This is a genomic window from Alkalispirochaeta alkalica DSM 8900, assembly GCF_000373545.1.
GTDB lineage: Bacteria > Spirochaetota > Spirochaetia > DSM-27196 > Alkalispirochaetaceae > Alkalispirochaeta > Alkalispirochaeta alkalica.
The window spans coordinates 86,993-111,114 of sequence record NZ_KB891761.1 but is presented as its reverse complement, the minus strand read 5'-3'; the positions used below and the strand labels follow the sequence as shown (position 1 = coordinate 111,114).

General features: G+C 60.4%; 18 protein-coding genes. 8 read left to right on the top strand and 10 right to left on the bottom strand.

Going from position 1 to position 24,122, the window contains the following annotated elements:
* The first annotated feature begins 1,204 nt into the window (after positions 1–1,204).
* The 6 genes from B071_RS0114830 to B071_RS0114805 all read left to right on the top strand — a co-directional run bounded on the left by B071_RS0114830 (position 1,205) and on the right by B071_RS0114805 (position 9,318).
* A complete protein-coding gene (locus tag B071_RS0114830; protein WP_018527853.1) occupies positions 1,205–2,641 on the top strand; it encodes a TolC family protein in 1,437 nt (478 codons plus the stop codon).
* Complete coding sequence (locus tag B071_RS17985; RefSeq protein WP_018527852.1) at positions 2,641–3,630, top strand: efflux RND transporter periplasmic adaptor subunit; 990 nt, start codon at positions 2,641–2,643, stop codon at positions 3,628–3,630. The genes B071_RS0114830 and B071_RS17985 overlap by 1 nt, the downstream gene beginning before the upstream one ends.
* Positions 3,627–6,794 carry an efflux RND transporter permease subunit gene (locus B071_RS0114820; RefSeq protein WP_018527851.1) on the top strand — a complete coding sequence of 1,056 codons (3,168 nt, stop codon included), beginning with the start codon at positions 3,627–3,629 and terminating at the stop codon, positions 6,792–6,794. The genes B071_RS17985 and B071_RS0114820 overlap by 4 nt, the downstream gene beginning before the upstream one ends.
* On the top strand, positions 6,791–7,102 hold the full coding sequence (locus B071_RS0114815) for a PG0541 family transporter-associated protein (protein ID WP_018527850.1): 312 nt from the start codon (positions 6,791–6,793) through the stop codon (positions 7,100–7,102). The genes B071_RS0114820 and B071_RS0114815 overlap by 4 nt, the downstream gene beginning before the upstream one ends.
* A 24-nt stretch (positions 7,103–7,126) precedes the next feature.
* Positions 7,127–7,933: a response regulator transcription factor gene (locus tag B071_RS0114810; RefSeq protein WP_245534087.1), complete on the top strand. Its 807-nt coding sequence runs from the start codon at positions 7,127–7,129 to the stop codon at positions 7,931–7,933.
* A 23-nt stretch (positions 7,934–7,956) separates the two neighbouring features.
* Positions 7,957–9,318, top strand: coding sequence for a sensor histidine kinase (locus B071_RS0114805; RefSeq protein WP_018527848.1), 1,362 nt, complete (start codon positions 7,957–7,959; stop codon positions 9,316–9,318).
* Here B071_RS0114805 and B071_RS0114800 read toward each other — a convergent pair.
* The 6 genes from B071_RS0114800 to B071_RS0114775 form a co-directional block, all read right to left on the bottom strand.
* Positions 9,310–10,419, bottom strand: a complete 1,110-nt coding sequence (locus B071_RS0114800; protein ID WP_438829752.1) for a sugar phosphate isomerase/epimerase family protein — start codon at positions 10,417–10,419, stop codon at positions 9,310–9,312. The genes B071_RS0114805 and B071_RS0114800 overlap by 9 nt on opposite strands.
* 118 nt (positions 10,420–10,537) lie before the next feature.
* Positions 10,538–11,689 carry a Gfo/Idh/MocA family protein gene (locus tag B071_RS0114795; protein ID WP_018527846.1) on the bottom strand — a complete coding sequence of 384 codons (1,152 nt, stop codon included), beginning with the start codon at positions 11,687–11,689 and terminating at the stop codon, positions 10,538–10,540.
* 19 nt (positions 11,690–11,708) lie between these two features.
* Positions 11,709–12,542, bottom strand: coding sequence for an ABC transporter permease (locus B071_RS0114790; protein WP_438829751.1), 834 nt, complete (start codon positions 12,540–12,542; stop codon positions 11,709–11,711).
* A gap of 136 nt (positions 12,543–12,678) precedes the next feature.
* On the bottom strand, positions 12,679–13,548 hold the full coding sequence (locus B071_RS0114785; protein WP_438829750.1) for an ABC transporter permease: 870 nt from the start codon (positions 13,546–13,548) through the stop codon (positions 12,679–12,681).
* Positions 13,549–13,692: 144 nt separating this feature from the next.
* Positions 13,693–15,207: a sugar ABC transporter ATP-binding protein gene (locus B071_RS0114780; RefSeq protein WP_026245279.1), complete on the bottom strand. Its 1,515-nt coding sequence runs from the start codon at positions 15,205–15,207 to the stop codon at positions 13,693–13,695.
* Positions 15,208–15,303: 96 nt separating this feature from the next.
* Positions 15,304–16,350, bottom strand: a complete 1,047-nt coding sequence (locus B071_RS0114775) for an ABC transporter substrate-binding protein (RefSeq protein WP_018527842.1) — start codon at positions 16,348–16,350, stop codon at positions 15,304–15,306.
* A gap of 144 nt (positions 16,351–16,494) precedes the next feature.
* On the opposite strand from B071_RS0114775, the gene B071_RS17980 reads away from it, so the two are divergent.
* Both B071_RS17980 and B071_RS0114765 read left to right on the top strand, forming a co-directional pair.
* Entirely contained in the window at positions 16,495–17,745 is a 1,251-nt protein-coding gene (locus B071_RS17980) for an ROK family transcriptional regulator (protein WP_083915041.1), read from the top strand.
* 237 nt (positions 17,746–17,982) lie between these two features.
* On the top strand, positions 17,983–19,908 hold the full coding sequence (locus B071_RS0114765; protein ID WP_040588708.1) for a bifunctional 2',3'-cyclic-nucleotide 2'-phosphodiesterase/3'-nucleotidase: 1,926 nt from the start codon (positions 17,983–17,985) through the stop codon (positions 19,906–19,908).
* A gap of 45 nt (positions 19,909–19,953) precedes the next feature.
* On the opposite strand, the gene B071_RS0114760 is transcribed toward B071_RS0114765, so the two are convergent.
* The 4 genes from B071_RS0114760 to B071_RS0114745 all read right to left on the bottom strand — a co-directional run bounded on the left by B071_RS0114760 (position 19,954) and on the right by B071_RS0114745 (position 24,103).
* Entirely contained in the window at positions 19,954–21,303 is a 1,350-nt protein-coding gene (locus B071_RS0114760) for a hypothetical protein (RefSeq protein WP_157703286.1), read from the bottom strand.
* Positions 21,304–21,383: 80 nt separating this feature from the next.
* A complete protein-coding gene (locus tag B071_RS0114755; RefSeq protein WP_018527838.1) occupies positions 21,384–22,232 on the bottom strand; it encodes a hypothetical protein in 849 nt (282 codons plus the stop codon).
* Between the two features lie 106 nt (positions 22,233–22,338).
* Entirely contained in the window at positions 22,339–23,214 is an 876-nt protein-coding gene (locus B071_RS0114750; protein ID WP_018527837.1) for a carbohydrate ABC transporter permease, read from the bottom strand.
* Positions 23,204–24,103, bottom strand: coding sequence for a carbohydrate ABC transporter permease (locus B071_RS0114745; RefSeq protein WP_018527836.1), 900 nt, complete (start codon positions 24,101–24,103; stop codon positions 23,204–23,206). Before B071_RS0114745 ends, B071_RS0114750 begins: the two co-directional genes overlap by 11 nt.
* Positions 24,104–24,122: the final 19 nt, after the last annotated feature.

Below are 24,122 nucleotides of genomic sequence, written 5' to 3'. Positions count from 1 at the left end.
CCTGGTCGTTGTCATCCACGTAGTCCCTGGCCTTTACCGCTACCCCCAGGGCCTCTTCCAGGGCCGCCACGTTCCCCCGCCGTGCCAGCCGGTCGGCCTCGGCAAGGATAACGTCCTGGGCCTTGCTGTTCAGCTCTGCCGTGAGGGCTTCTACCTCTTCGGTCTTCTCAAAACGAGCTGCCGCCGCCATGATCCTGGTCGCACCCTCCAGATTTGCCATGGAGAGCGCACCCACCAGGGGGGCTGCCGACTCGACAAGAAATCCGGCGATCGCGATCTCGGCAGCCTGGCGCTCTTCTGCCCCCTGCACAAAGGAACGGGTGATCGTCTGGAGCGCCTCGATCGCCTCGTCGTACTCGCCAGCCTCGATCAGACCCGACGCCTGGCCAAAGGCGATGGCATAGCCCTGCTCCCGGGCCTCGGCCAGGGGTGTCTCGTAATCGGTGAGCGCCACCGTTACCGATTCCTTGCCCCGCTCGATAACCCTGGAGTCAGGCCGGTCTCCGGGCATCCGCGAGACGTAGTGGACAAACCAGTACATGTTTCGCAGGATCTTCACCTTCTCCTGCAGAACTTCCGAGGTCTGTTCCTCCTGGCCCAGCTCGGCCAGACGGGCCTCTACCTTGGCGAGGGAATCTTCGTAGTTTTCAACAATAAACTTGTAGGAAGGCCAATGCTTGTCGTCCCTGTTAATGGCAGCCGCAGCGTTCATCAGCGCCGCATCGTGTTCGCCCCTCTCCAGAGCCTGTTTGGCCCGGTTGAAACTGTCGGCACCGCTGCTAAAGGGGTTTGCAATACCCAGCATCTGGCAACTCGACCCAAGGAAAACCACCACCACAACCGCAAGAACGCGACAGCAGGATCCTTTTTTCGGGATCATTCCCATACCTTCCTCCTTACTTCTCCATCTCTCTCTTTAAACCTTTACCTTGGAGGGGCCCGGCCATGGCACAGGATCTCCCGCACCAGACTGCTTCCTTTTTCCCCGGTCCCCGATACCCCGGGCCNGGACGAAAGGACGCTCCCCCTCTGGAGTGTACGAGACGAATCTTAAATACACCTTAAACAAACCTCAGGGGAAAGAGAATTTCTCCGCTCTGCCAGCCCCGACGGAGNCCCGGGGGAACGCTGTTCATCTCCNGTTTATCTCCTGTTCAGGCTGNGGCCATTCTCCTAACAGGAGACCCTCCGTACCCTCTCTCCCATGAAGACGATCTTCCGGATTTCCCTGTTTTTTTTCACTCTCACCGCCCCGCTCCTGCTGGCCCGGACGCCATCTCCGGTGGCGGTTCCGCCCCCCCAGCAGGAACCNACCCTGGAGCTGGACGTGGAAACAGCCGTCGACCTTGCTCTGGCGGCTCATCTGGGCCTTCGGTCCCGGAGAATAGATACCCTCATGGCGNCCCGGGACTATCAGTACCGGCACTCTCTCTTTATTCCCGAGATCGCCCTTCAGGGTTCACTGTCACGACCGAACGAGGCTGCCGAAGCCCTCTTTCCCGGCCAGGACGATCCGGCACGGTGGCGCCTGGACACAGCTCTCTCGGCAACCCTNACCCTCTCGCCCCACATGATTCACTCCATACGGGCCGTTACCCAGGCCTACCGGGATTCCCGGGTTGAACTGGAGGACGCTACCCGGGAAATCGATCTGGAGGTCCGCCGGTCCTTCTATCAGGTCCTGATGCTGGAAGAGCAGCTTCGTCTGGGAGAGCGCCGNCTGGACGCCGCCCTGGAACGGGTAGAGGAGATCCGGAATCAGTACGACGCCGGGCTGGTGGACGAGCTCACCCTGCGGCAGGTCCAGGTTTCTGCAGAGAACCAGCGTCCCGCCCTGGTGCAGCAGCGCCGGGGCCTTCAGACGGCCCGGTACCGCCTGGGAACCACCCTGGGGATTCGCACCATGGAGGGAGTGATCCTCAGGGGAAAGATCGAACCGGAAGAGCTCCTCCAGCTCGATCAGGAGGAACTTCTGGGACTCGCATCCCGGAACGACCAGGTCCAGGCCGCGCAGCGGGCCATAGAATCGGCCAGGATTCAGAAAGATCTGGCCCGTTCTGCCCTGATGCCCAGCCTCTCCCTGGGGCTTTCCCTGGCCCCGTCCCTCACGGGGGATCCCTGGTCCGATGATCTCTGGCGCAGTGGAAACTGGGACGACGGAGGAAGCTTCTCCGTGACCGTGCGCCAGCCCCTGGAGGGATTTCTCCCGGGCTCCTCCACCCGCCAGAAGATACAGAACCAGGAGGACCGGATTACCCAGGCCCACCTCAGGGNAGNGGAGGTGCTGGAATCGGTGGAGGTCCAACTGGTGGATCTGCTGGGATCNCTGGAATCGTCGGCCGAGGCGATGCAATCGGTCCGGAACAACATAGCCCTGGCAGAACGGACCTACGAACTGGCCCGGGAGGCCTACGCCGGCGGGCTCCGCGACTATTCCGTGGTGCGCGATGCCGAAATAGATCTGGCCGATGCCCGGCTTCAGCTTCTGCAGGAGCAGCACACCTACCGGGAACTGCTTCTGGACCTTTCGCACCTGCTGCAGACCCCCCTCCCGGGAGAAACCCGGGACCTGACAGAGGGGGAATNNCCNCTGGAGCACACAATAGCGCCAGAGGGAAAAACAGAAAAGGAGAACCCCTGATGAAAAAGACCGCCACAAAAATACCCGGATCATCGCCAGGGCCGGGAACGACANCCCTCTTCCCCCTGCTCTTTCTTGCCCTGNCGGTGCTCGCGAGCTGCGAGGGTCCCCGAACCGGCGAAGGCCCCCGGAACAGCACCGACAGCGAGACCCTCCAGGGGGAGGGNCACGAGCAGGAGAGAGACCGTTACACAACCACCGTGGAGGTNATTACCCTGGCCCCCTCCCTCCTGCGGGATTATCTGGATATTCCCGCAGAGATCAGCCCCGCCTCGCAGGTGGAGGTCTTCGCCGACGTGGAGGGNGAACTTCTGGAGTTGCCCCTCCAGGAAGGAGATCGGGTCACCCGGGACCAGCTTCTGGCCAGGATAGACCCCTCCCGGGCGGGGCAGCGCTTCTCCCTCAGTTCCATCACCGCACCTATCAGCGGAACCGTGGTAGAACTTCCCTTTCAGGCCGGTTCCCGGATCAACCTGCAGACACCGGTGGCCCGAATAGCCACAACCGATGACCTGGAACTGACCACGCACATCCCCGAACGCTATATCTCCCGAATCGGACGGGATACCCCCGTGGAGGTCCGGCTCGACGCCCTTCCCGGAGAGACCTTTTCCGCAAGGATCTCCAGACTGAGCCCCCTGGCGGACCCCGCAAGCAGGACCATCGGGGCAACCCTGGTCTTTCTGGAGAGGGACCGGAGGATCCGGCCGGGTTTCTTTGCCCGAACCCGGATCATTCTGGAAGAGCAACCCCGGGCACTGGTGGTTCCCCAGGACGCGGTGATCCGCCACCACCGGGAGGGAACCTACGTCTTCGTGGTGGATGACGGGAACAGGGCCCGGCAGCGACCCGTCTCCACGGGGATAGAAATCGACGGTCTGGTGGAGCTGCGACAGGGAGTTTCTGAAGGCGAGCAGATCATCATTCGCGGTCAGAACAGAGTCTCCGACGGGACCCCGGTACGCCTCCTGGAGGGGGATCACCGATGATCGTACGGAACGTTGTCGACAGGCCCACCACATTTTTTGTGATCTTTGCCATTTTCATCGGCTTTGGCGCCTATACAGCCCTGGATCTCTCCATCGATCTGTTGCCGGAGATAGATCCTCCCGTTTTGCTGGTAACAACCNACTACGACGGGGCCGGCCCCGAAGAGGTGGAACGGCTGGTTACACGCCCCCTGGAATCTCTCCTGAGTAACGTCTCCAACATACACTCCCTCACCTCCACCACCAGCCAGGGCANCAGCATGGTGATCGTCGAGTTTTCCTGGGGGACGAACATGGACTCTGCCACCAATGACATACGGGATCGGTTGGAGCTGGCCCGGGGAACCCTCCCCGACGATGCATCATCGCCNATGATCTTCCGCTTCGACCCCTCCATGATACCCGTCCTGATGCTCCAGCTCACAGGAGACCGCTCTCCCGATCAGCTCCGGGAGATCGCCCTGGACCTGGTTCAGCCCCGGTTGGAGCAGATCGAACATATTGCCCAGGCCCAGATTCAGGGAGGACAGGAACAGGTGGTCCGGGTCGACCTTCTGCGAAACCGGCTGGATGCCTACGGCCTCACGATCGCCGAGATCTCCCAGGCCGTGGCCTCCCAGAATCGGGAGATCGGGGCAGGCCAGCTGATCGAGGGAGACACGGACTTCGTGGTACGCACCACCGGGGAGTTTTCCTCCCTCCGGGAAATCGAGGAGGCCCAAGTGGCTCGGCGCGGAGCCACCCCGGTGCGGCTGGGGGATCTCGGANGCGTATCCCTGGGAACCCGCCGGGANACCGAAGCCGTCTACATCAACGGTGTTCCCGGAGTGTACATCAACGTTCAGAAACAGAGCGATACCAACTCCGTGGAAGCGGCAGACAACGTTATTGCCCGGCTCGACCGGATCAACCGGGAACTCCCCGACGGTGTCCGGCTGAGCGTGATCAACGATACCACCGAATCGATCAGGAACTCCCTGGCAACGGTTACCAGCCAGGCCCTTATGGGAGCCCTGCTGGCGGTGATTATCCTCTTTATCTTTTTGCGAAGTCTCAAATCCACCCTGGTTATCGCCGTCTCTATCCCCGCCTCGATTGTGATCACCCTGACGATTATGTACTTTGCCGGACTCACCCTGAACCTCATGACCCTGGCCGGTCTGGCCCTGGGCGTGGGCCTCCTGGTGGATAACTCCATCGTCATTCTGGAGAACATCTACCGGTACCGGGAAAAGGGAGTGAAACTGCGNCCGGCAGCGTTGCTGGGAACCCGGGAGATGGTGAACGCCATCGTGGCGGCCACCCTCACCTCGGTGTGCGTCTTTGTCCCCCTGGTACTCTTCCGGGAGCGCCTGGAAATTGCGGGAGAACTCTTTGCAGGGCTCGCCTTCACCGTGGTGATCTCCCTGATATCGTCTCTCCTGGTGGCTGTTTTTCTGGTTCCTGTCCTGGCCAGCCACTACTTCCCGCTGATTACCCCCGTCCAGCGCCCCCTCCGGGGATGGCTGAAACGACTGGACCAGGTCATGGNTTCTCTCTTTCTCGGGCTTGACCGGGGCTACCTTCGCCTTCTGGGCCTGGTGCTGCGCCACAAGATAATCACCACCCTGCTGGTGCTCTCCCTCTTNGGAGGGAGCCTCGGCCTGATACAGTTCACGGGGTTCGAGCTCTTCCCGGCCCAGGACGAGGATAGTCTGGAACTCAACGTGACCATGCCCGTGGGGACCCGCCTGGGCCGAACCGAAGAGGTGCTCCTGGAACTCTACGAGATTATCCGCCACGAGATAGCAGGGTTCCAGCACATCGTGGTTGACGCCGGAGGAGGAGGCGCCGGGGGACGCTTCGGAAGCAGCTCTTCCCACACCGGTTCCATCACCATAACTCTTCCTCCCTATGAGGAACGGATCGAATCGGCCCGGGAGATCCAGGAACGGCTGCGACCCTACTTCCCCCGCTTTCCCGGAGTAGAATTCTCCTTTGGGAGCGGGCAGAGAGGTCTGGGCGGGGGCCGTCCCATCAGCATCCGGATACGAACCGACGATACGAGCCGGGCCGGGGAGATCAGCGACCAGATACTGGAAATCCTGGAGNCGATCCCCGAGACCCTGGACCCCGAGTCTGACCTTACCCGCGGGCTTCCCCAGATAGACGTCGAGATAGACCGTGAACGGGCCTACGCCATGGGTCTGAGCATCACCACCATTGGCCAGGAAATACGGGCCAATATCGANGGTATCACGGCATCGCAGTTCCGCCGCGATGGTGATGAGTACGATATTGTGCTCATCCTGGACGANGCAGACCGGACCCACCTGCCCGACCTGAACCGCATCACCGTNACCAGCTCCAGCGGAGTGCGGGTGCCCCTCTCCAGTATCGCCTCCTACCGGAGAACCTCGGGGCCCGTGACGATCCGCCGTGAAGCCCAGGCACGCCAGGTCACGGTAGAGGCGGACCTGGCCCCGGGGGCCCAGCTGGTCCAGGCAGAGCAGGAGATACGCCGCCTCATGAACGAAGGNATTCCCCCCGAGGAGGGGGTGGTCATCCTCTTTGCCGGAGACTTTGAGGACCTCCAGCGGTACGGCCAGGTCTTCCTGGCGATCATCGTGGTGGCGATACTTCTTGTCTTCGGGGTGATGGCGGCCCAGTTCGAATCCTTTGTGGATCCCTTCATCATCTTCTTCACCATTCCGCTCACCCTGATCGGAGTAATCGTCACCCATCTTCTCATGGGGGTAAACCTGAGCATCCTGAGCGCCGTGGGGTTCGTTATGCTCGTGGGGATTGTGGTGAATAACGGAATTGTCNTGGTGGATTACACAAACCTTCTGCGGAAGCGGGGCGTTCCCCTCACCGAGGCCTGTCTCCAGGCCGGAGAAAACCGGCTCCGACCGATCCTCATGACCAACCTCACCACCATTCTGGGGCTTGTTCCCGTCTCCTTTCTGGAGGGGCAGGGATCAGAACTGATTCGACCAATCGGTATCACCGTGGTGGGAGGGCTCACGGCGAGCGCCATTCTGACGCTCTTTTTTGTGCCGCTCCTCTACGCTGCCATAAACAGCAAGACCGATGCCTTCAGGGAGCGTCGCCGGGCGCGGCTCGAACGCCGCTTTGAGCATCATGCAGATCACCAGACAGAAACGGAAGGACCCAGGCCATGAGCGAAACCAGGAACTGCCTCCGGGTAGAAATAATTCTGAACCAGGCGGTGGAGGAAGATCTCCTTGAGCGATTCCAGACCCATCGGGCGGGTCGGGCCTTTACCCGGCTGTGCCCNGTCTTCGGCAGAGGATCGAGCGGAGAGCGCCGGGGCGATCAGGTCTGGCCCGAGGAGAACGTCCTGATCCTGATCTACTGCGACCGCGATGAGAAGGACCGGCTTGTCCGGGCCGTGCGGGAGGTGAAAGGCCTCTACCCCGACGAGGGGATAAAGCTCTTTGCCTCGGCGGTNGATCTTCAGGAAGTATAACGATTCAGGAGCAGAAGCAGTATAATGAGGGGCGGGAAGACCATGACCGGATCGATACTGATAGTCGAAGACGACACCGACATAGGACAGCTCATGCGCGCCTACCTCCATCAGGAGGGCTTCAGCACGGAGATCGCCGAAACCGGCGAGGCCGCCCTCCAGGCTCTGGCCGCGCAGCCCTGGGACCTCATTCTGCTGGATATCAACCTGCCCGGCATAGACGGCTTTGAGGTCCTCCAGGAGCTCCGACGGAACCGGGATACCCCGGTGATCATCANCACGGCCCGCAAGGAAGACCTGGACGTGGTCTTTGGCCTGGGGGCCGGGGCCGATGAATACGTGACAAAACCCTTCTCTCCCCGNGTCCTGGTGGCTCGTGTCCGGGCTCTTCTGCGAAGAGTCCAGGTAGAGCAGCGGGGCANCGCCATCCCGCCCGGTGAAGAAACCGGTGAGGAAGCCCGAGACNAAACCGGACAGGAGAAGGATCTTCCTTCGGCNGAAGCGGAGATAATCCGCCTGGGGCCGGTCTCGGTGCACCTGGAAACCTGGCAGGTACTGAAGGGAGACAGGGAAATCTCCCTGGCACCCCGGGAGTTTGCNCTCCTGCGTTATCTGATCCAGTGCAAGGGAAAGCCGGCAGGCCCCAAAGAGATCTACCAGGCCGTCTGGGGAAACGAGTACGGCGATCTCTCCAGCGTGGCCGTCCATATCCAGCGATTGCGCCGCAAAATTGAGGAAAACCCCGCCGACCCGCAGTATATCCTCACCCGCCACGGCTACGGCTACGTTCTCGCCGGTGGCCCTCCTCCCCCAGAGGGGGAANCCCCGTGAAGCACAGNACAAAGATACGGGCCATGATCATCGCCCTCACCCTGACACCCTTCTTTCTCATNNCCTTCTCCTACTACATGATCACCACCTTCTCCCGGGANTTTGCTCTCTTTCGGGAGGTCCTGGAATGGCAGGAATGGGTGGAGACGGAGCTGACCGGCCAGATACGGCAGGGCATCCTGGACCAGGACGGTCTGGAAGATCGGGAATTTGCCTTTGTGGTACTCACCGAGGAGATGGAAGTTGCCGCCGGCTCTGCGGGACGGCACCCCAAGGCGGGGACTCTCGCAACGAGTCCGAACCCCCAGGCCGAGCTCCTGGCCCACATCGAGAGACACCTGGGAGAAACCCGGTTCAGCCTCCTGGCGGTACAGGACCCCGGCAACGACCGGTACTACGTGATCTACGAACACCCCGTGATCAAGCCACCCCGGAGGCATCCCGCAGGCAGGCATCTTCTGCCCCTCACCCTGGTNGCGCTGGCCCTGATAGCGGGGAGCGTGGTGGGAACAACGATCCTGCAGGACTTCTCCCGCAAGCTGGAANTCCTGCGCCACTCCACCCACCGCATCGCGGCAGGAGACATCACCACCGCCATCTCCGCAGATTACCGCGACGAGTTCGGCCTGCTGGCCCAGGACCTGGAGTTCTTGCGCCACTCCCTGGACCAGGCCCGGGCGCAGCGGACCCGCATGGTCATGGGCNTCTCCCACGATCTGAGCACCCCCCTGACCACCATCAAGGGCTACGTCGAGGCCCTGGAAGACGATATCTTTGGAGAGCCTCGNGAGCGCACCCAGGCNCTCCAGGCGATCTCCTCCAAGGCCGATCTGCTTCAGGAGCGGATCGATCAGCTCATCGATTTTGCCCGCCTGGACTCCCCTCTCTACGCGACGTCGCTGGAGACGGTGCGGGCCAGGGACTATTTCTCGGAGGTCGCCGGGACACTCCGCAGAGACGTGGAACTCACGGGGAGGCAGTTCNGNCAGGAGATATCACTCCCCCGGAACAGNATGGTGCGGGTTGACCGGCGGTTGATGGATCGGGTCTTCGAGAATCTCTACCAGAACGCGATCCGCTATACCCGGGAGGAGGACACGCTCTTCTTTCGGGTTCGTCCCGGCCAGGGGAAGGAGATCTTTGAACTCGAGTTCGCCGATAACGGCCCCGGTTTTGGCGAGATTCCCCCGGAGGAGGTTTTTGAGCCCTTTCGCCGGGGCTCCCACGGCCGGAACGAGCCGGGCCTCGGCTTCGGCCTCACCACGGTGAGATCCATCGCCGAGACCCTGGGATACACCGCCTCGGCGGCGGNCTCCTCCGAGGGGGGAGCCGCCATCGTCCTGCGGGGCCCCCTGATACCGGAAAATTCCGGCCCCTCAGAGTGAGTCCATCGTTACCAGGGGGATATCCTTCGCTGCGGCTCCCTTCAGAGCCTCCTGGCGCGTGGCGTCAAAGCGGTATCCCTCGCTCGTGAGGGGCCAGAGCAGGGGCATCAGCGAGTGGATGGCACCGGAGAAGCCCTGGAGAATGGCGCCCAGGTTCTCCGTCCCCCGCGAGAGCGCGGCCTCGTTCTCTATGGAGAAGGGNCCGGAGAAGCCCTTTTCCAGCANGGTCTCCACAAAGGCCCGCCAGTCCATGCTGTCGCTGCCACCGAACCCGGGAAGCATGGCCTCGTAGTTCAGGCGGTCCCATTCGTGGGCCGGTACGGGAACCCCCGCCCGCTCGGCCAGTTCCGACGAGACGAGCTGCATGGCGTACATGCCGCCCCAGTGAGCAGCCACGCTGTTCTTCCGGAGCCGCGTGGCCTTCACGTGAACCATCTTTATCCGGGAGAAATCGGAATAGTGCAGTACCTCCACCGGGTCTGTGTGCTGCCACACATCGTGGGAGGGGTCGTAGATCTCCCCGTGAGCNGGGCTCGGAATCAGGGCATACATGAGCTTTCGCGCAGCCAGGGTACCCGGCAGGTTATTGTAGGTCGAGGTGTACCCCGGGGAGCGCCACCCCTCCATGGGGCAGTTCTCGTAGGTCACGGTCACTCCCAGGTCCTCGGCGTACCTGATGATGGGAGTAAAGATGCGCTGGTACTCCAGGAGGTTCTTCTCGAACCCGCCCTCGGTATTGCCCAGTTCGTGGTTGTACCCCACAAAGGTCCCCACGCGAACCCCGTTCCCGTCGCCTCCCAGAAGGTGCGCGATCCGGATCAGCGCCAGCAGNTGGTTCTGGTTTCGCACCCGTTCCTCGGGGTCTCCTCCCAGGAGATTCTCGTAGGCTCCCAGAGAAAAACGCATCTTCCGGGCCGCAAAGAGGTCAAGCAGCTCCTGGGCCCGACGCGGCGTGAAATNCTCGTAATCGATGTGGGTCGCCACGTGGTCCGTTCTGGTTCCATCGCGGCGGAACACACAGAGATCGAGCCCCTGGGCCCCCAGACCCTCTGCCCTGGCAAGAATCTCTTCCAGCCCCAGCCCCGGAAATGCCGAGGTCATCAGCCAAATCGGATTGTTCATTTTCTTCCTCCCCTGCCGTTATGTGTGGCCGCACCGGTCCCGCCCGGCGCGTCGCCCTTGTGAATCCTGCCGGTCCTGCTCCCGTCGCAGACGGAAGCTAGACCTCCTGCCACGAACCNGANCGAGCGCTCTTCAACAAGGCCTCGCAGACCTGAATCTCCCGAAGACCGTCCCCAAAGGAGGGATAGCCGCCGGCTGTTCCCGCCTGGAGGCTGGAGTAGAAATCGCGCATGAACTGTTTCACCGTATCACCGAATCCTTCCTGGTGCCCCCCGGGGTAGGAACAGTACTTCCGGGCCTCCTCCTCCATGGATGAGGGGTCCTTGATCTGAACCTGGTTTGTTCCCTCCCTGTTGCCGTACCAGATGTGGTTCGGCTCCTCCGAGTTCCATCGGGTGGCCTGATCCAGACCGTGGATCTCAAAGTTCAGATAGCACTTCCGGCCCGCCGCAACCTGGCTGAAGAGAGCACTCCCCTGAACCCCCTGGTCTGTCCGAAAGAGAATAGACGCCTGGTCCTCCGTATCGACCTGATACTCTTCCCAGGATTCGGAATCATCCGGCGAAGAAGCCGCCGACGAAAAGGTCTGGACCGAGCCCCGGGGCTTTCTGCGAAGGGGATGAACCGTGGAGAAATCGGCGCAGACCTGCCGGACCCGCTGGCCCGTAAGAAACTCGATCATATCAAACCAGTGNGAAGCCAAATCCCCCACCACCCGGGTCTCGCCGGCTCTGGACGACTCCAGACGCCAGTTGTAGTCGTCCCGGTAGAGCAACCAGTCCTGAAGAAAACCGCCGTGAATGTTCACCAGCTTTCCCAGGTGCCCCGAGCGAATTTTCCGCTGCAAATTCTGGACCAGAGGATAATAACGAAGGTTAAAATGCACCCCGTGGAAGAGCCCCCGGGAGGTTGCCAGTTCGAGCAGCTCCTCCCCCTCGGCACGGGTCAGGGCCAGGGGTTTCTCGCACACCACGTGCTTTCCCGCCAGCAAAGCCTCCTTCACCATGCCGTGATGAAGATAGTTGGGAGAACAGACGTGGACCGCCTCGATCTCGCTATCCCGAAGCATCTCCTCCCAGGACTCGTACGCCCTGGGGAGACCGTACCGCTCNGCCGTTGCCCGGGCCTTTTCCAGTGATGTCCCTGCCACACCCAGAACCCGCACCAGATCGGAGTTCCTCTGAAGCCCTTCTATGTGGACGGGACCGATCAGCCCCGTTCCTATCACGCCAACGCTCGTCACACCCATAGTATTTTCCTCCACATCGTTACATTCGAAGTTTCTTGTCGCGGCCGTACATAAAAATCAGCAGAAGAAGAACCACCCCGAAGGTGATATTTCTGCCGAACTGCTCCATCCTGAGCGTTATCAGGAGACTCTCGAGCAACTGCAGCATGATCGCCCCGAAAAACACCCCCCGGTATCCCCCGGTGCCCCCCGTGAGGGCCGTACCTCCCACCACAACGGCCACGACCGATGCGAGGGTATATTTGTCCCCCAGAGTGATGTTATAAACGGACCCCAAATACCCCAGATAGAGAAACCCTGCCAGTCCGGCCAGAAGCGAGCAGATGCCGAAGGTGATGATCCTCATGGGCACAACGGGGACCCCCGAAAGCCTCGCTGCGGTCTCGTTGCTTCCCAGGGCGTAGAGATTCATGCCGTAGCGNCTGTTGTGGAGCAACACCAGCACCAGCACCGCGATAAGGACCCACCAGAAGAGGATTCCCGGAACGCCCCCNAGCCTTCCCACAACGAGACTCCTCAGAAGGGGCGAGGCGCCNCCCACGGGAACCCCGCCGGTAATGAACCGGTTGGTGGCAGCCACAATGATGCCCATGCCCAGGGTCATAACCAGGGGCGGTATCCCGAAAAAAACNACCCCCGTGCCGTTCAGGAGTCCCACCAGAAAGGAGAGAACGAGGACCGTCACGAGCGCCAGCACCAGACGCTGGTCCTGCTGCCGCATCATGGCGCCCCCCACAATCGCCCCGAAGGTCACCAGATTTCCCACGGAGAGGTCGATTCCGTTCTTTCCACCGATCACTACCAGACTCTGGCCGGCGGCAACGATTCCCAGAAAGGAGGCCACCACCAGCATGTTTATTATCTGCCTCGGTGCGGNAAAACCGGGAGAGACAACCTGGCCGATCGCGAGCAGAACCAGACAGAGCGAAAAGACCAGCACCGTCGGCTCCAGAAACCAGGCCAGACGCTGCTGTATTCCTGCTGAACAATTATTCTTCATCTTTGCCGTTTCCCCTGTTCTTCTTCGAGAGAAGGCCCCCCGCTGCGAGGGCGCCCACAAGGATGAGCCCCTGCATGAGCCGCTGAAAATTAACCGGGATTCCCAGGAAAAAGATCGCGTCGTTNACCAGCTTCAGGATAGCTGCCCCGAAGATACTCCCCAGAGGTCCNCCGATTCCGCCGGCCAGACTGGTCCCCCCCAGGGCAACGGCGCTGATCGATTCCAGATCGTAACCCTGCCCCGCGTAGGGGTTGCCCGTGATCGTCTCCCCCAGAATGCAGAACGATGCCAGGGAGACAAAGACGCTGCAGATCATATAGGACGAGAGACGAATCCGGGCCACGGGAAGTCCCGTCTCAAAGGCGGCGGGAGCATTTCCCCCCACGGCCTTGAGGTGTACCCCGAAGGAACTNTTTTTCAGAAGCCACGAGAGCCCGAAGAGAGCAACCAGAACCCACACCACGAGGGGCAGAAAGAGAAAATTCCCCGAGTAGAGGTCGTAGAGCTCCATGGGAACCCCGCCACCCGATTCGGGCCGTATCCACAGAGCCAGGCCGGTCCAGATGATCCCCGTTGCAAAGGTCGTAATGATGGGCTGGAAGCGCAGATAGGCCACGCAGAACCCGTTCACCGCCCCCGCAGCCAGACCGGCNGCGATGCCGCAGAGAAATCCCAGGAGAATGCTCGGNCCGGAGAACCCTCCCGCAGCCATGACCTCCACGGCCGTGACGTTCACCAGAGCGATCATGGTCCCCACGGAGAGATCGATCCCTCCCCCCAGAATGACAAAGGTCTGGCCGTAGGCCGCCAGAACGAGGGGAAGCCAGGTCCGCAATTTGANCAGCAGGTTATANGGCATGATGTAGTTGGGCTGCACCGCCGTAATAACCGCCGCCAGCGCTATCATCACCAGAAGGGAGAGTCGCCAGACCTCGCCCTTCAGGAAAAACCTTTTCGCCCCTGCCGTAACCCCCGACAGGGAAAAGAACTGTTTCACCACACGCTACCTTCCTTCCCCGGCGGGATCGTCCATCCCCAAAGCAGCCCTGTAGAGGGTCTCCTCGTTGAGATCGCTGCCCTGGAGTTCCCGGATCACCCGACCCTCACGGAAAACCAGGACCCTGTCGGCGTTCTGCAACAGCTCCTGATCGTCCGAGGAGTTCCAGATCACCGAACACCCGGCCTGACACATTCGCTCCATCAGCTCGTAGAGATCCTTTTTTGTCTTCACGTCGACCCCCTTGGTGGGATCATCCATCAGAATCACCGCAGGGTCGTTCAGCAGCCACCGGCCGATGATAACCTTCTGCTGATTCCCGCCGCTGAGAGTACTCACGGGTTTGTCCAGGGTATCGTAGACCAGCCCCAGATCCCGGATAACCGGTCCGGCCGATTCCTTGAGGGTCTTCCGGCGAAAGAGCGGCACCCTGCTCAGGATAACTCTGGAAACAAAGAGGTTTTCCAGAATGGATCGAATGAGAAAGACCCCGTATTTTTTCCGATCCCCCGAGATATACGCCAGGGACTCTCTCATGGCCTGCTTGGGAGATCTCAGGGAAACCTCCCGCCCCTCACGCCTCAGCTGCCCCTCCTGCAGAGGCTCTACCCCGAAAAGGGTGAGGAGGAACGAGCGCTGNCCCTGCCCCTGCAGACCGCCGAGCCCCAGAATCTCGCCCTGACGCAAGGAGAAGTCGATTCCCCTGATCGTCTTTCCCGACAGACCGCATCCGCCCAAAAGCTCCTTCCCGGAACCCGAGGGGGAACTCTTGCGGTACTCGCTGTGAAAGATATCGCCCACCATGAGATTGACGATCTCGTCGCGGGTTATGTCAGAGAGGTCGCTGCACCCCACGTGCCTGCCCCCCCGCATGATGGTTATCCGGTCACCGACCCGGAAAATTTCTTCCAGTTTATGACTGATAAAGATGATGCCCTTGTGCTTCGCCTTCAGTCGCTCGAGAATNCCGAAAAAGAGATCTATCTGTTCCTTGGAAAGCGAAGCCGTGGGCTCGTCGAAGATCAGGATCTCGGGATCCCTGGCAAGAACTTTCATGATCTCCACAAGCTGCTGCAGATCGGGAGAGAGGCCCTGCACCAGGGTATCCAGGGAGAAGTCCCGGGGAAAGAGACCACGGAAATCAGAAAATATTTCTTCCAGGACCTCACCGTTTTTTGAGTCTCGCAGAATTCCCAGCCCGTTGGCCTGCTCCATCCCCAGAAGGATGTTTCGGGCCACGGAAAGCCCCGGGATCAGACTGAGTTCCTGGTAGACCACACCGACCCCCCGNTCCCGGGAGAGGCGGGGCGTTATGTCCTCCATCAGCTGATCCTTCACGCTGACCGTTCCCGAGTCAGGCCGGACCACACCGGAAATCACCTTGCAGAGAGTACTCTTTCCGCATCCATTGGACCCGAGAAGAACATGAACCTCCCCGGATCGCAGATCGAAGTCNGCCCCGCTCAGGGCCGTGACTCCGCCAAAACGCTTCTTGATTGATTGTGCGCGCAATAATGTCATGTGGCTTATCCTGTGGCACCCCCGCCGGAGCGGGGGTCACCACACAATCAGACGGGTCTTCCCGATGATCGTCGTCCCGANAGGATTCGGGAGACCCTACTTGAAAAACTGCTCGGCCTGGGCCGGCGTGATATGCCCGTCCACGGAGTAGTAGTCGGGATACCCCTTATACTCGTTGTAGACCGTATCAAAGTTCAGGTTGGTAACCACCACCGGAACAGGAACGTAGATAGTGTTCCCGAACGGTCCTGACAGGACGTCATCCTTCAGTTCACGCCCCTTCAGGAGCTGAACAGCAACCTCAAGAGCCGATGCCATACACCCGGGAGGGTTGGCAACACCGATTCCGTCGATCCCTGTCTCCTTCCAGAGGTTCAGGTATCCCACGCGGGCTTCACCGGTGACATAGATATCGTCCCGACCGGCGGAACGGATCGCCCGGAGCGCTCCCTCGGCCATACCGTCCTGGACCCAGACCCCGTTGATGTCGGGATAGGTGGCAAGGAGGTTCTGCATGGTGGACTGACCCAGGGCGTTGTCCCAGTCTGCATTCACCTGGTTGAGAATCTCGATCCCCGGAGCATCGCCAAACACCTCGGTGTATCCCCTGACGCGGGCAGTGTTGGCGGGGTGACCGGCGATCCCGTTGATGGCAACGATCTTCCCCTCACCCCCCAGCTTGTCCACGAGCCACCGGGCGCTGATCCGTGCCCATTCGGCCTGATCGATCGCCACGTTGATGGCCTCGGGGGATGATACCTCCGTATCGGTGGCGATCACGATAACTCCCCGCTGGGTGGCCTCGCGAATGACGGGGTTCAGGGCGTTGGCATCGGCGGGGTTCACCAGAATCACATTGGCTCCACGGGAGATCAGGTTTCTGATCTGGTCGATCTGACCTTCCAGGGGAACATCGAAACTCTGGACGATAACCTCTTTGATAAACCCTTCGCGAATATAGGGCTCCGCGACCTCCTGAACCCGGTCCACCATCTGGGTACGCCACTCGCTTCCTACCCAGGGGTTACTCACACCAATGACAAATCCCTCGGTCTTGGCCTCTCCCCGGCCGGCGGCGCTGACCAGAAAGGACACAGAGAGCCCCAACAGGAGCCCCAAAACCAGAACTCTTTTCACCTTCATTCAAACCTCCTCATCCAACATTCCAACGATGATGCTTTACTATAGGACGTAATGATTCTGCCGTCAATCTTTTTTGTGCGTTTATCGAACATAATTGTGCTAATCCTTGACATGGCTTGATGGTGGCTTTAGAGTATCGCTATTATGAGGAGCCTTTACTATCAGACACCGTCGGCGGTGGCGCTTATCTTCCACATCATCCGCACCGAGGGACCGATAAACAGAACCGACATCGTCACCAGAACGGGGCTCTCAAAATCGACGGTCTCCCTCCAGATCAACCGGCTCCTCTCGCGGGGCCTCATCAGGGAGGAGACCCCGGGCGGGGCCGGAAAGGCCAAGCGCAAGCTCAGACTGGAGCTCGCCGCCGATTCGGGTTGCGTGGTGGGGGTTCTCCTGGGTATCCACGCCCTGACCATCAACGTTTTTAATATTGNCATGGCCACCCTGGTGGAGGGAGCCTGGGATATGTCTTCGGTGATCGAGCCGGAACCGACCAACCGGTTTATCATGGAAAAGATCGAAGAGCTCTTCCTGAAAGCAGGTATCCCCCGGGAGAAACTCTGGGGTATCGGCATCGGCTTCCCTTTTCCCGTGGACTTTATGAAGGGCACCGCCGATTCTCCTCCGAACGTGCCCCTCTGGAACCAGTATCCCCTGAGAAAGATCTACGAGGACCATTTTGGCTGCCCCGTCCTGATAGATAACGACGTCAACGTCATGGCCCTGGGGGAGGGGTTCTCCGGAGCGGCCCAGGAGGAGAAGGATTTTATCTTCGTGAAGGTGGGGACCGGGATCGGTTCGGGCCTCATTCTGGACGGGAAGATCTACCGGGGCTCCAAGGGGTGCGCCGGAGACATCGGCCACATAGGAATCGATGGGGAAACGCGTCTGTGTCACTGCGGAAACCAGGGCTGTCTTGAGGCGATCGCCGCTGCCCCGGCAATCGCAGCCAGGGGTCTCGAGGCGGCCATGACCGGCGAAAGCCCCCTCCTGGAGGATATCCTCCAATCACGAAGCCGCATCACCTCCCGGGATGTGGGAGATTGCGCCCAGCGGGGGGATATGGCCTCGATCAGAATCATCCAGGAGAGCGGGCGCAAGATCGGCTCTGTCCTGGCCAAACTGGTGAACTTTGCCAACCCCGGGGCGGTCTACATCGGTGGTGGTGTGGCGAACTCGGGGAATCTCTTTCTCTCGTCCATCAGGGAGTCCATCGTCAAGCGCTCACCCCACCTGGCTACGATCGATCTCTCGATCCGCTTTTCCGAACTTATGGCGCGCAGCGGCCCCACGGGGGCGGGAATTCTTATCGTTGACGAACTCTTCTCCTTTTCCCGCTTTCAGGAGACCCTGGATCACCGCCTCCCGGCGGAGTACCCCCCGGCGCGGTAACACCCCGGCCGGCAGAGCAGTTGTCCCTGCCCGGGCAAACCGGCCCGGAAAGCTCCCGACGCCGCCGGCCAGACAGCCTGCGGAAAGCTCCAGGCGCCCCCTCCCCGCCACCCCCGATATTCCCGAAACCCCGTGAAAAGAAGCTGTGAAAATCTTGACAGAAGCAAAAAACCGTCCTAGCCTCAGAGAAAAGCTTTTCTTAGCTATCCCTGTCCATTTCATACGGAGGAATTGACCATGAGAAGACAAAAATCGCTGTTGTCCCGGACAACATCAATACTCACGGCTCTGGCCGTCGCCCTTGCCCTGGCGGCAACGGGATGCGCCGGAGCACCCCGGGAGGCATCGCCCGAGACGGAGCACACCCTGGCGGTGCTGACCACCACGGACCTGCATCAGTATATCATGCCCTACGACTACATCAACGACCGCCCCGACGAGACGATCGGGATCAGCAAGATCTACACCCTGGTCGAGGCGGCGCGGCAGGAATACGCCCACACCNTGCTTCTCTCGGCGGGCGATGATATCCAGGGAAGCCTCGTGGGTGACCTGGAAGCAGAGGTTCAGCCCCTGCAGGGCGACGAGACCCAGGCGATCATCCTGGCCATGAACGCCATGAACTACGACGCCGCCGCCGTGGGCAACCACGAGGTGACCGACTTCGGCCTGGACTTCTTCGAGCGGGCCCAACGGGGCTCCGACTTCCCCTGGCTCTCGGCCAACATCATGCGGGCCGATAACCCCGAGGAATTTTATACCGACCCCTACGTGATCCTGGAGCGCGAGATCGACGGCATCCCCATCAGGATCGGCGTGGTAGGCTTTGTCCCTCCCCACATCATGGACTGGGGCCGCCGCCACCTGCAGGGAAAGGTGACCGCCCCGGACATTGTGGAGCAGGCGCGAAAGATCATTCCCCGGGTGCGGGAAAAATCTGACATCGTGATCGCCCTGGCCCACACCGGCATAGACCCCGCCCCGGAGGACTCCTACAGCGCCCGGGGGAACGCCGCCTGGTGGCTCGCCCAGGTTCCGGGAATCGACGCCCTGGCGCTGGGTCACCAGCACCGCCGCTTTCCGGGAGACTTCGCCAGTCTCGCCGAGGAACACCCCGAAGGGATCGACAACGATCGGGGGCTTCTCCAGGGAGTGCCCGCAGTCATGCCCGGAGCGTGGGGACGGAACCTGGGTGTGATCGAGCTGAATCTTCGTCACAGCAACGGCACTTGGCAGGTAGTCTCCGGCCAGAGCCACCTGCGGCCCGTCACTGAGGAGGTGGCCTCGCACCCCCTGATCGAGGAGATCGTCCGGGAGCGCCACGAGCAGACCCTGGCCTACGTGCGCACCCCCATCGGGGCCACNGAACGGGAGATCGCCTCGTTCTTCTCCCGCCTGAAAGACACGGCAGTCACGCAGATCGTAAACGAGGCCCAGCTCTGGTACGCCCGCCAGCTCTTCGCCGGCACGGAATGGGAAGACACTCCGATCCTCAGCGCAGCAGCACCCTTTATCGCCGGACGGAATGGCCCCCTGGATTTCACCCGCGTCACGGACGATGTCAACATCGGTGATGTAACCGATCTCTACGTCTTCCCCAACACGGTCTTTGTGGCAAAACTCGACGGCCTCCAGGTCAGGGACTGGCTTGAGCGCTCGGCGGAGAACTTTAACCGGATCGACCCCGCCAGCACGGAACCGCAGCACCTGGTGGACTACAATTTCCGCGCCTATAACTTCGACGTGATCGAGGGAATCGAGTACCTTCTGGATGTGACCAGGCCCGCAGGCGAACGGGTGGTATCGGCAACCTTTGAAGGGACCGAGCTGAACGAGGAGATGGTCTTTCTGGTGGTAACGAACAACTACCGGGGTTCCGGCGGTGGCAGTTTCCCCCACATGACAGAGGAGAACATTCTCATGGCCACCACCGATATCAATCGGGAGCAGATCATCAACTATATCAGCCAGCGCCAGGTGGTAAATCCCGAACCCTCACGGAACTGGCGTATCAAGCCTGTGGAAACAGCGGGCCCTCTTTACTTCAGTTCCTCACCCCTGGCTGTGGACTACGTGGAACGTCACGGTCTCCAGGGGCTTTCCTTTCTGGAAGAGGATAGCGAGGGCTGGGCCGTCTTCACCGTAGATCTTTCCCGCCTCTAACAGACCAGGAGCACCGGGGGCATCAGCCCCCGGTCTCCCCAAGCCTTACCGCAGCTGCAGACCGATACCAAAGTTCGCTGAGATGACCCCTTCCTTTCCCTGATCGAGACCCAGCATGTTGGGAACACTGTCCAGGGTATCGTGGCGCCAGGAGATCTCACCGTACCCGAAGAGCCCCTCGGCCCACCGAAAGGCCCCGTTCATGGAAAAGTAGGGGCTGATATGACCGTCGTAATCGGTCTCGCCCCGGATACCGTAGGGGTACAGGTTGGTATAGGTGAACCCCACCCCGACAGAGATGATGCGCCCCGGTTCTCCCTTCAGAAACCGGGTCCGCTCCCGGGCGGTATCGGGCGGGGGCAGCTCCTCGCCCTCCTCGGCAAGAAACTCCCGGTAAAACCATAGCAGGGGGTTGTAGAAATTATAAAAGACGTCCACCTCGGCAAACCAGGTGCTCTTGTTGGCAAAGGAGGGCTTGAACGAGAGCGACCCCAGATAGGTGGGGGGCGTCTCCAGGAAGAGCGTTCCGATCACCAGATCGTTCAACTCGGGAAAGACGGCGAACTCCACAGCCGGGAGCATCATGAGCCCCGTGGGGATGAAGTGAACCGACCCCAGATACCCCTGGTCCTCGGAGAAGGAGACCTTGTTAAAGAGCCCCAGCGAACCGCCCCCCTCCTCGGAAAGCCCCACCAGGGCCCCCAGGTTTCGCAGGTTGGCCGAAACGTGCATAATCGAGAGGTCCAGAAACTCCTCACTCTCAGGATCCCCGTCAGGACGGGAGACGATCTTGTAGGCGTACTGGGTGTAGCCGAACCCGAGCTGCAGGTGGTTAAAGAAGGTAGCCTCCAGAACGACCCGTCCCGATCCCAGGGGGTAGTATTCCACCTCGCCATTATTGTCCAGCTTGAGCTTTATTCCCTGGGGTGGCGGGGTCCTGTCCTTGAGGGGCCTGAAGAGATTCCAGTTATCAAAATCCTCCTCCATGTGGTCGGGCTCCCCGAAGTAGCCCACCAGCCCGGTGACCTCCACGTGCCTCCCCAGGGGGATCTCGTAGAACTGGAACTCGAAGAACGAGGTGGCAGCGCTCGCCTCCTCGTTATCGACCTGATCGGTCTCTTCGTCCTCGTAGACGTTGGCCGAGATCCCGCCGATCAAGCCAATGCGGGTTCCCTCGGAACGCTCGATCAGATCCCGTCCCAACCGGCTGGGGAGGGTGGCCCGCACCCCCGTAGAGAGCAGGTAGGTATTGGTCTGCAGCGCCTCCCGCAGGTCAGCCATGAAGGCCTCATTCAGATCCTGGGCGCCTGCCCGGGACACCCCCCCTGCGAGGGTAACCAGGGCCACCAGCAACGCCGGGAGGGCCCATCCCTTTTTTGTTTTTGATGAATTCATACACCCAAGTATGATTCATCCCCGGGAAAAGGCAAGGCCCGGGAGCGCAACTCCCGGGTAAAATTTCTGCGCGGGCGCCCCTAGAGACGGTCCAGAAGCGCCGTGAGCCGCTCGGGAGAAAAGTCGGGAGCCACAGGAAAAACCACACGGCTCTCCCCGAAATGGACCGAGAGATCCAGGACACTCTCGTCGCCCGGATCGGGATCGAGGGTTATCCCCGTGATGCGGTCGTAGGGGATGTGGGTGTAGCGGTAGCCGTAATCGGCGTCATCCTCGGCCTTGACCGGTTTGTCGCGGTTGATCACCACCAGCTCCCGGGCGGCCGCGAGAAAGAGCGTATCCTGCAGAACCTGCTTCTTCCTCCTCCCCTCGGAACGGTACTCCCGGTAGGGCTGGTACTCCACGGGGGTCACCGCCTCGTCCTGAAAATCGGCCAGCACCAGTGACTCGTAGAAGTGGGATTTTTCTTCCCGGTTCTCGGGCAGACTGTTCACATCCACCTCTGTGGTGGCAGTGACAAAGTTCCGGCGGATTATCCGGACGGCCTCTTCCAGGGGCTCGATCTCCACGGGATTAAAGATCACCGAGTCAAAGTGATCGGCCGTGGCCAGGAGGAGTTCCCCCAGGAGCAGGTTCTGGCCGTACTGGAAATAGAGAAGGTCCCCGTAGGGAATCACCGTCTTGTCCACGGCGTATTTTGTCCGCTGGAAGAGAAGGATTTCCTCCTCCGTGAAGGCGAGAAGGGTGTTGTAGAGGGGCATTCCCTTGCGGACGTTCCGCCGCTCCACGTTGATCGGTATCTTGATGGCGTACCGGGCGGCGGCGATATCGTCTTTTACCCGCAAGAACTGCTGGGGGATATCCTCCTCTTCCCTGATCACCAGTACCCACGGACCAAATTGATCGTACTCTTTCTGCAGAATGTCCATTGCCTTCCTCCTGCGTTACCTTTGAAACAACTGTGCCGCAAAGGGCGCGACACCCGTTCCTCCCAGTCTCGCACAGGATCGGCGGTGATGCAAATTTTATCCCCCCCTACCCCTTGAGCCCGGCCGACATGAAGCTCTCGATGAACTTCCGCTGGTACACCACGAAGAGAACCAGAAGCGGGGCCGTGACAAAGATCGTGGCCGCCATGAGAAGGGTCCAGTCGGCACCGCTCTCCTGCTGGACAAACATGGCGAGCCCCAGCGTGAGGGTCCGCACCGAGGGCGTATCGGTCACTACCAGAGGCCAGAAAAAGTCGTTCCAGTGGGTAACAATGCTGATGAGACCAAAGGCCACGAAGGTTGGTTTGGCCATGGGCATGAGAATCCGCACGATGAATACCGGCCCCGAGCATCCATCTATTACTGCGGCGTCCTCAAAATCCCGGGGAACCTGCCTGAAGGCCTGGCGCAGGAGAAACGTTCCGTACCCCGAGGCAAAGAAGGGCAACATCATGGCGAGCCGTGTATTCAACACCCCCAGATGCCTCACGGTGAGGTAGTTGGGAACGATGATCGCGTGAACGGGAAGCATCATCTGAATAATAAAAAAGACGAAGAGCAGGTTGCTTCCCCGAAAGGTGAGGCGCGAAAAGGCGTAGGCCGCCGTGGTAACGGTGAAAATCTGCACAGCCAGGACGCCCAGAACTACAATAATGGTGTTTATCAGGTACAGCCCGAAGGGGGCCATGCTAAAGACCTCCATGTAGTTGACCAACACCATGGGGTTAGGTATCCACTGGGGCTCGGGAGTAAAGACCGCAGCCCGTGTCTTGAGCGATGTGGAGAGCGCCCACACGTACGGCACTATCGTTATGGCCGCTACGGCCATAAGAATCAGATGAAGAAACACCTTCTTTTTCCGGAGGAATGTAACCACCGGCAGGTGTCTCCAGGAAGCGGAATCGTTCTGGTCAGACTTCATAATGCACCTTCCTCTCCATGGAACGAACCAGGATAACGATAAACCCTATCAGAGCCACCAGGAAAAGCACGGTCAGCGCAGCAGCGCGGCCAATGTTCCAGAACCGGAAAGCGTATTGGTAGATGTAGTAGACCATAACGTTTGTTCGATCGGCAGGTCCTCCCTGGGTCATCACGTAGACCAGATCAAAGACCTGGAAGGAGGTTATGATCCCCACCACCACAACGAACATCGAGGTGGGACCCAGCAGGGGCAGGGTGATGAACCAGAGTTTCTGAAAAAATCCGGCACCCTCCATGTCTGCGCTCTCGTAGAGCTCGTTGCTGATGCTCTGGAGCCCGGCCAGAAAGATGATCATGAAATACCCGAAGTTCTTCCAGATCGCGGTGATCATGATCGCCGGCAGAGCCCAGTCCATGCTGTATAGCCACTGCCGGGCAGGTACGCCCAGGCGCGCCAGGTAGTAGTTTATGAGGCCGATCCCGGGGTTGAAGAGCCACACCCCCAGCATAGCCGCCGCTGCCATGGGAATCATGGTGGGATAGAACATGGCCACCCGGTAGACGTTCCGCAACCACCCCAGGTTCTCGTTCAGAAGCACCGCCATCATAAGGGCGATCACCATGGTTACAGGTATGGTTCCCACAACAAAGACGAGGGTATTCTTCACGACGGTCCAGAAAATATCAGCCTGAAAAGCATCACGGTAGTTACCGAAACCTGCAAAGACCGGCACCGGCGATATAACGCTCTGCCGAAAGAGGCTGAGACCCAGGGAATAGACCACGGGCCAGTAGGTAAAGAGAATCAGAAAGATGACACTGGGCAGAAGATACAAATAGGGCTGATAGGATCGTCTGAAAACAGATGTGATACGCAGGTTTTTCATAGTGCCGGCTCCTCCCGGA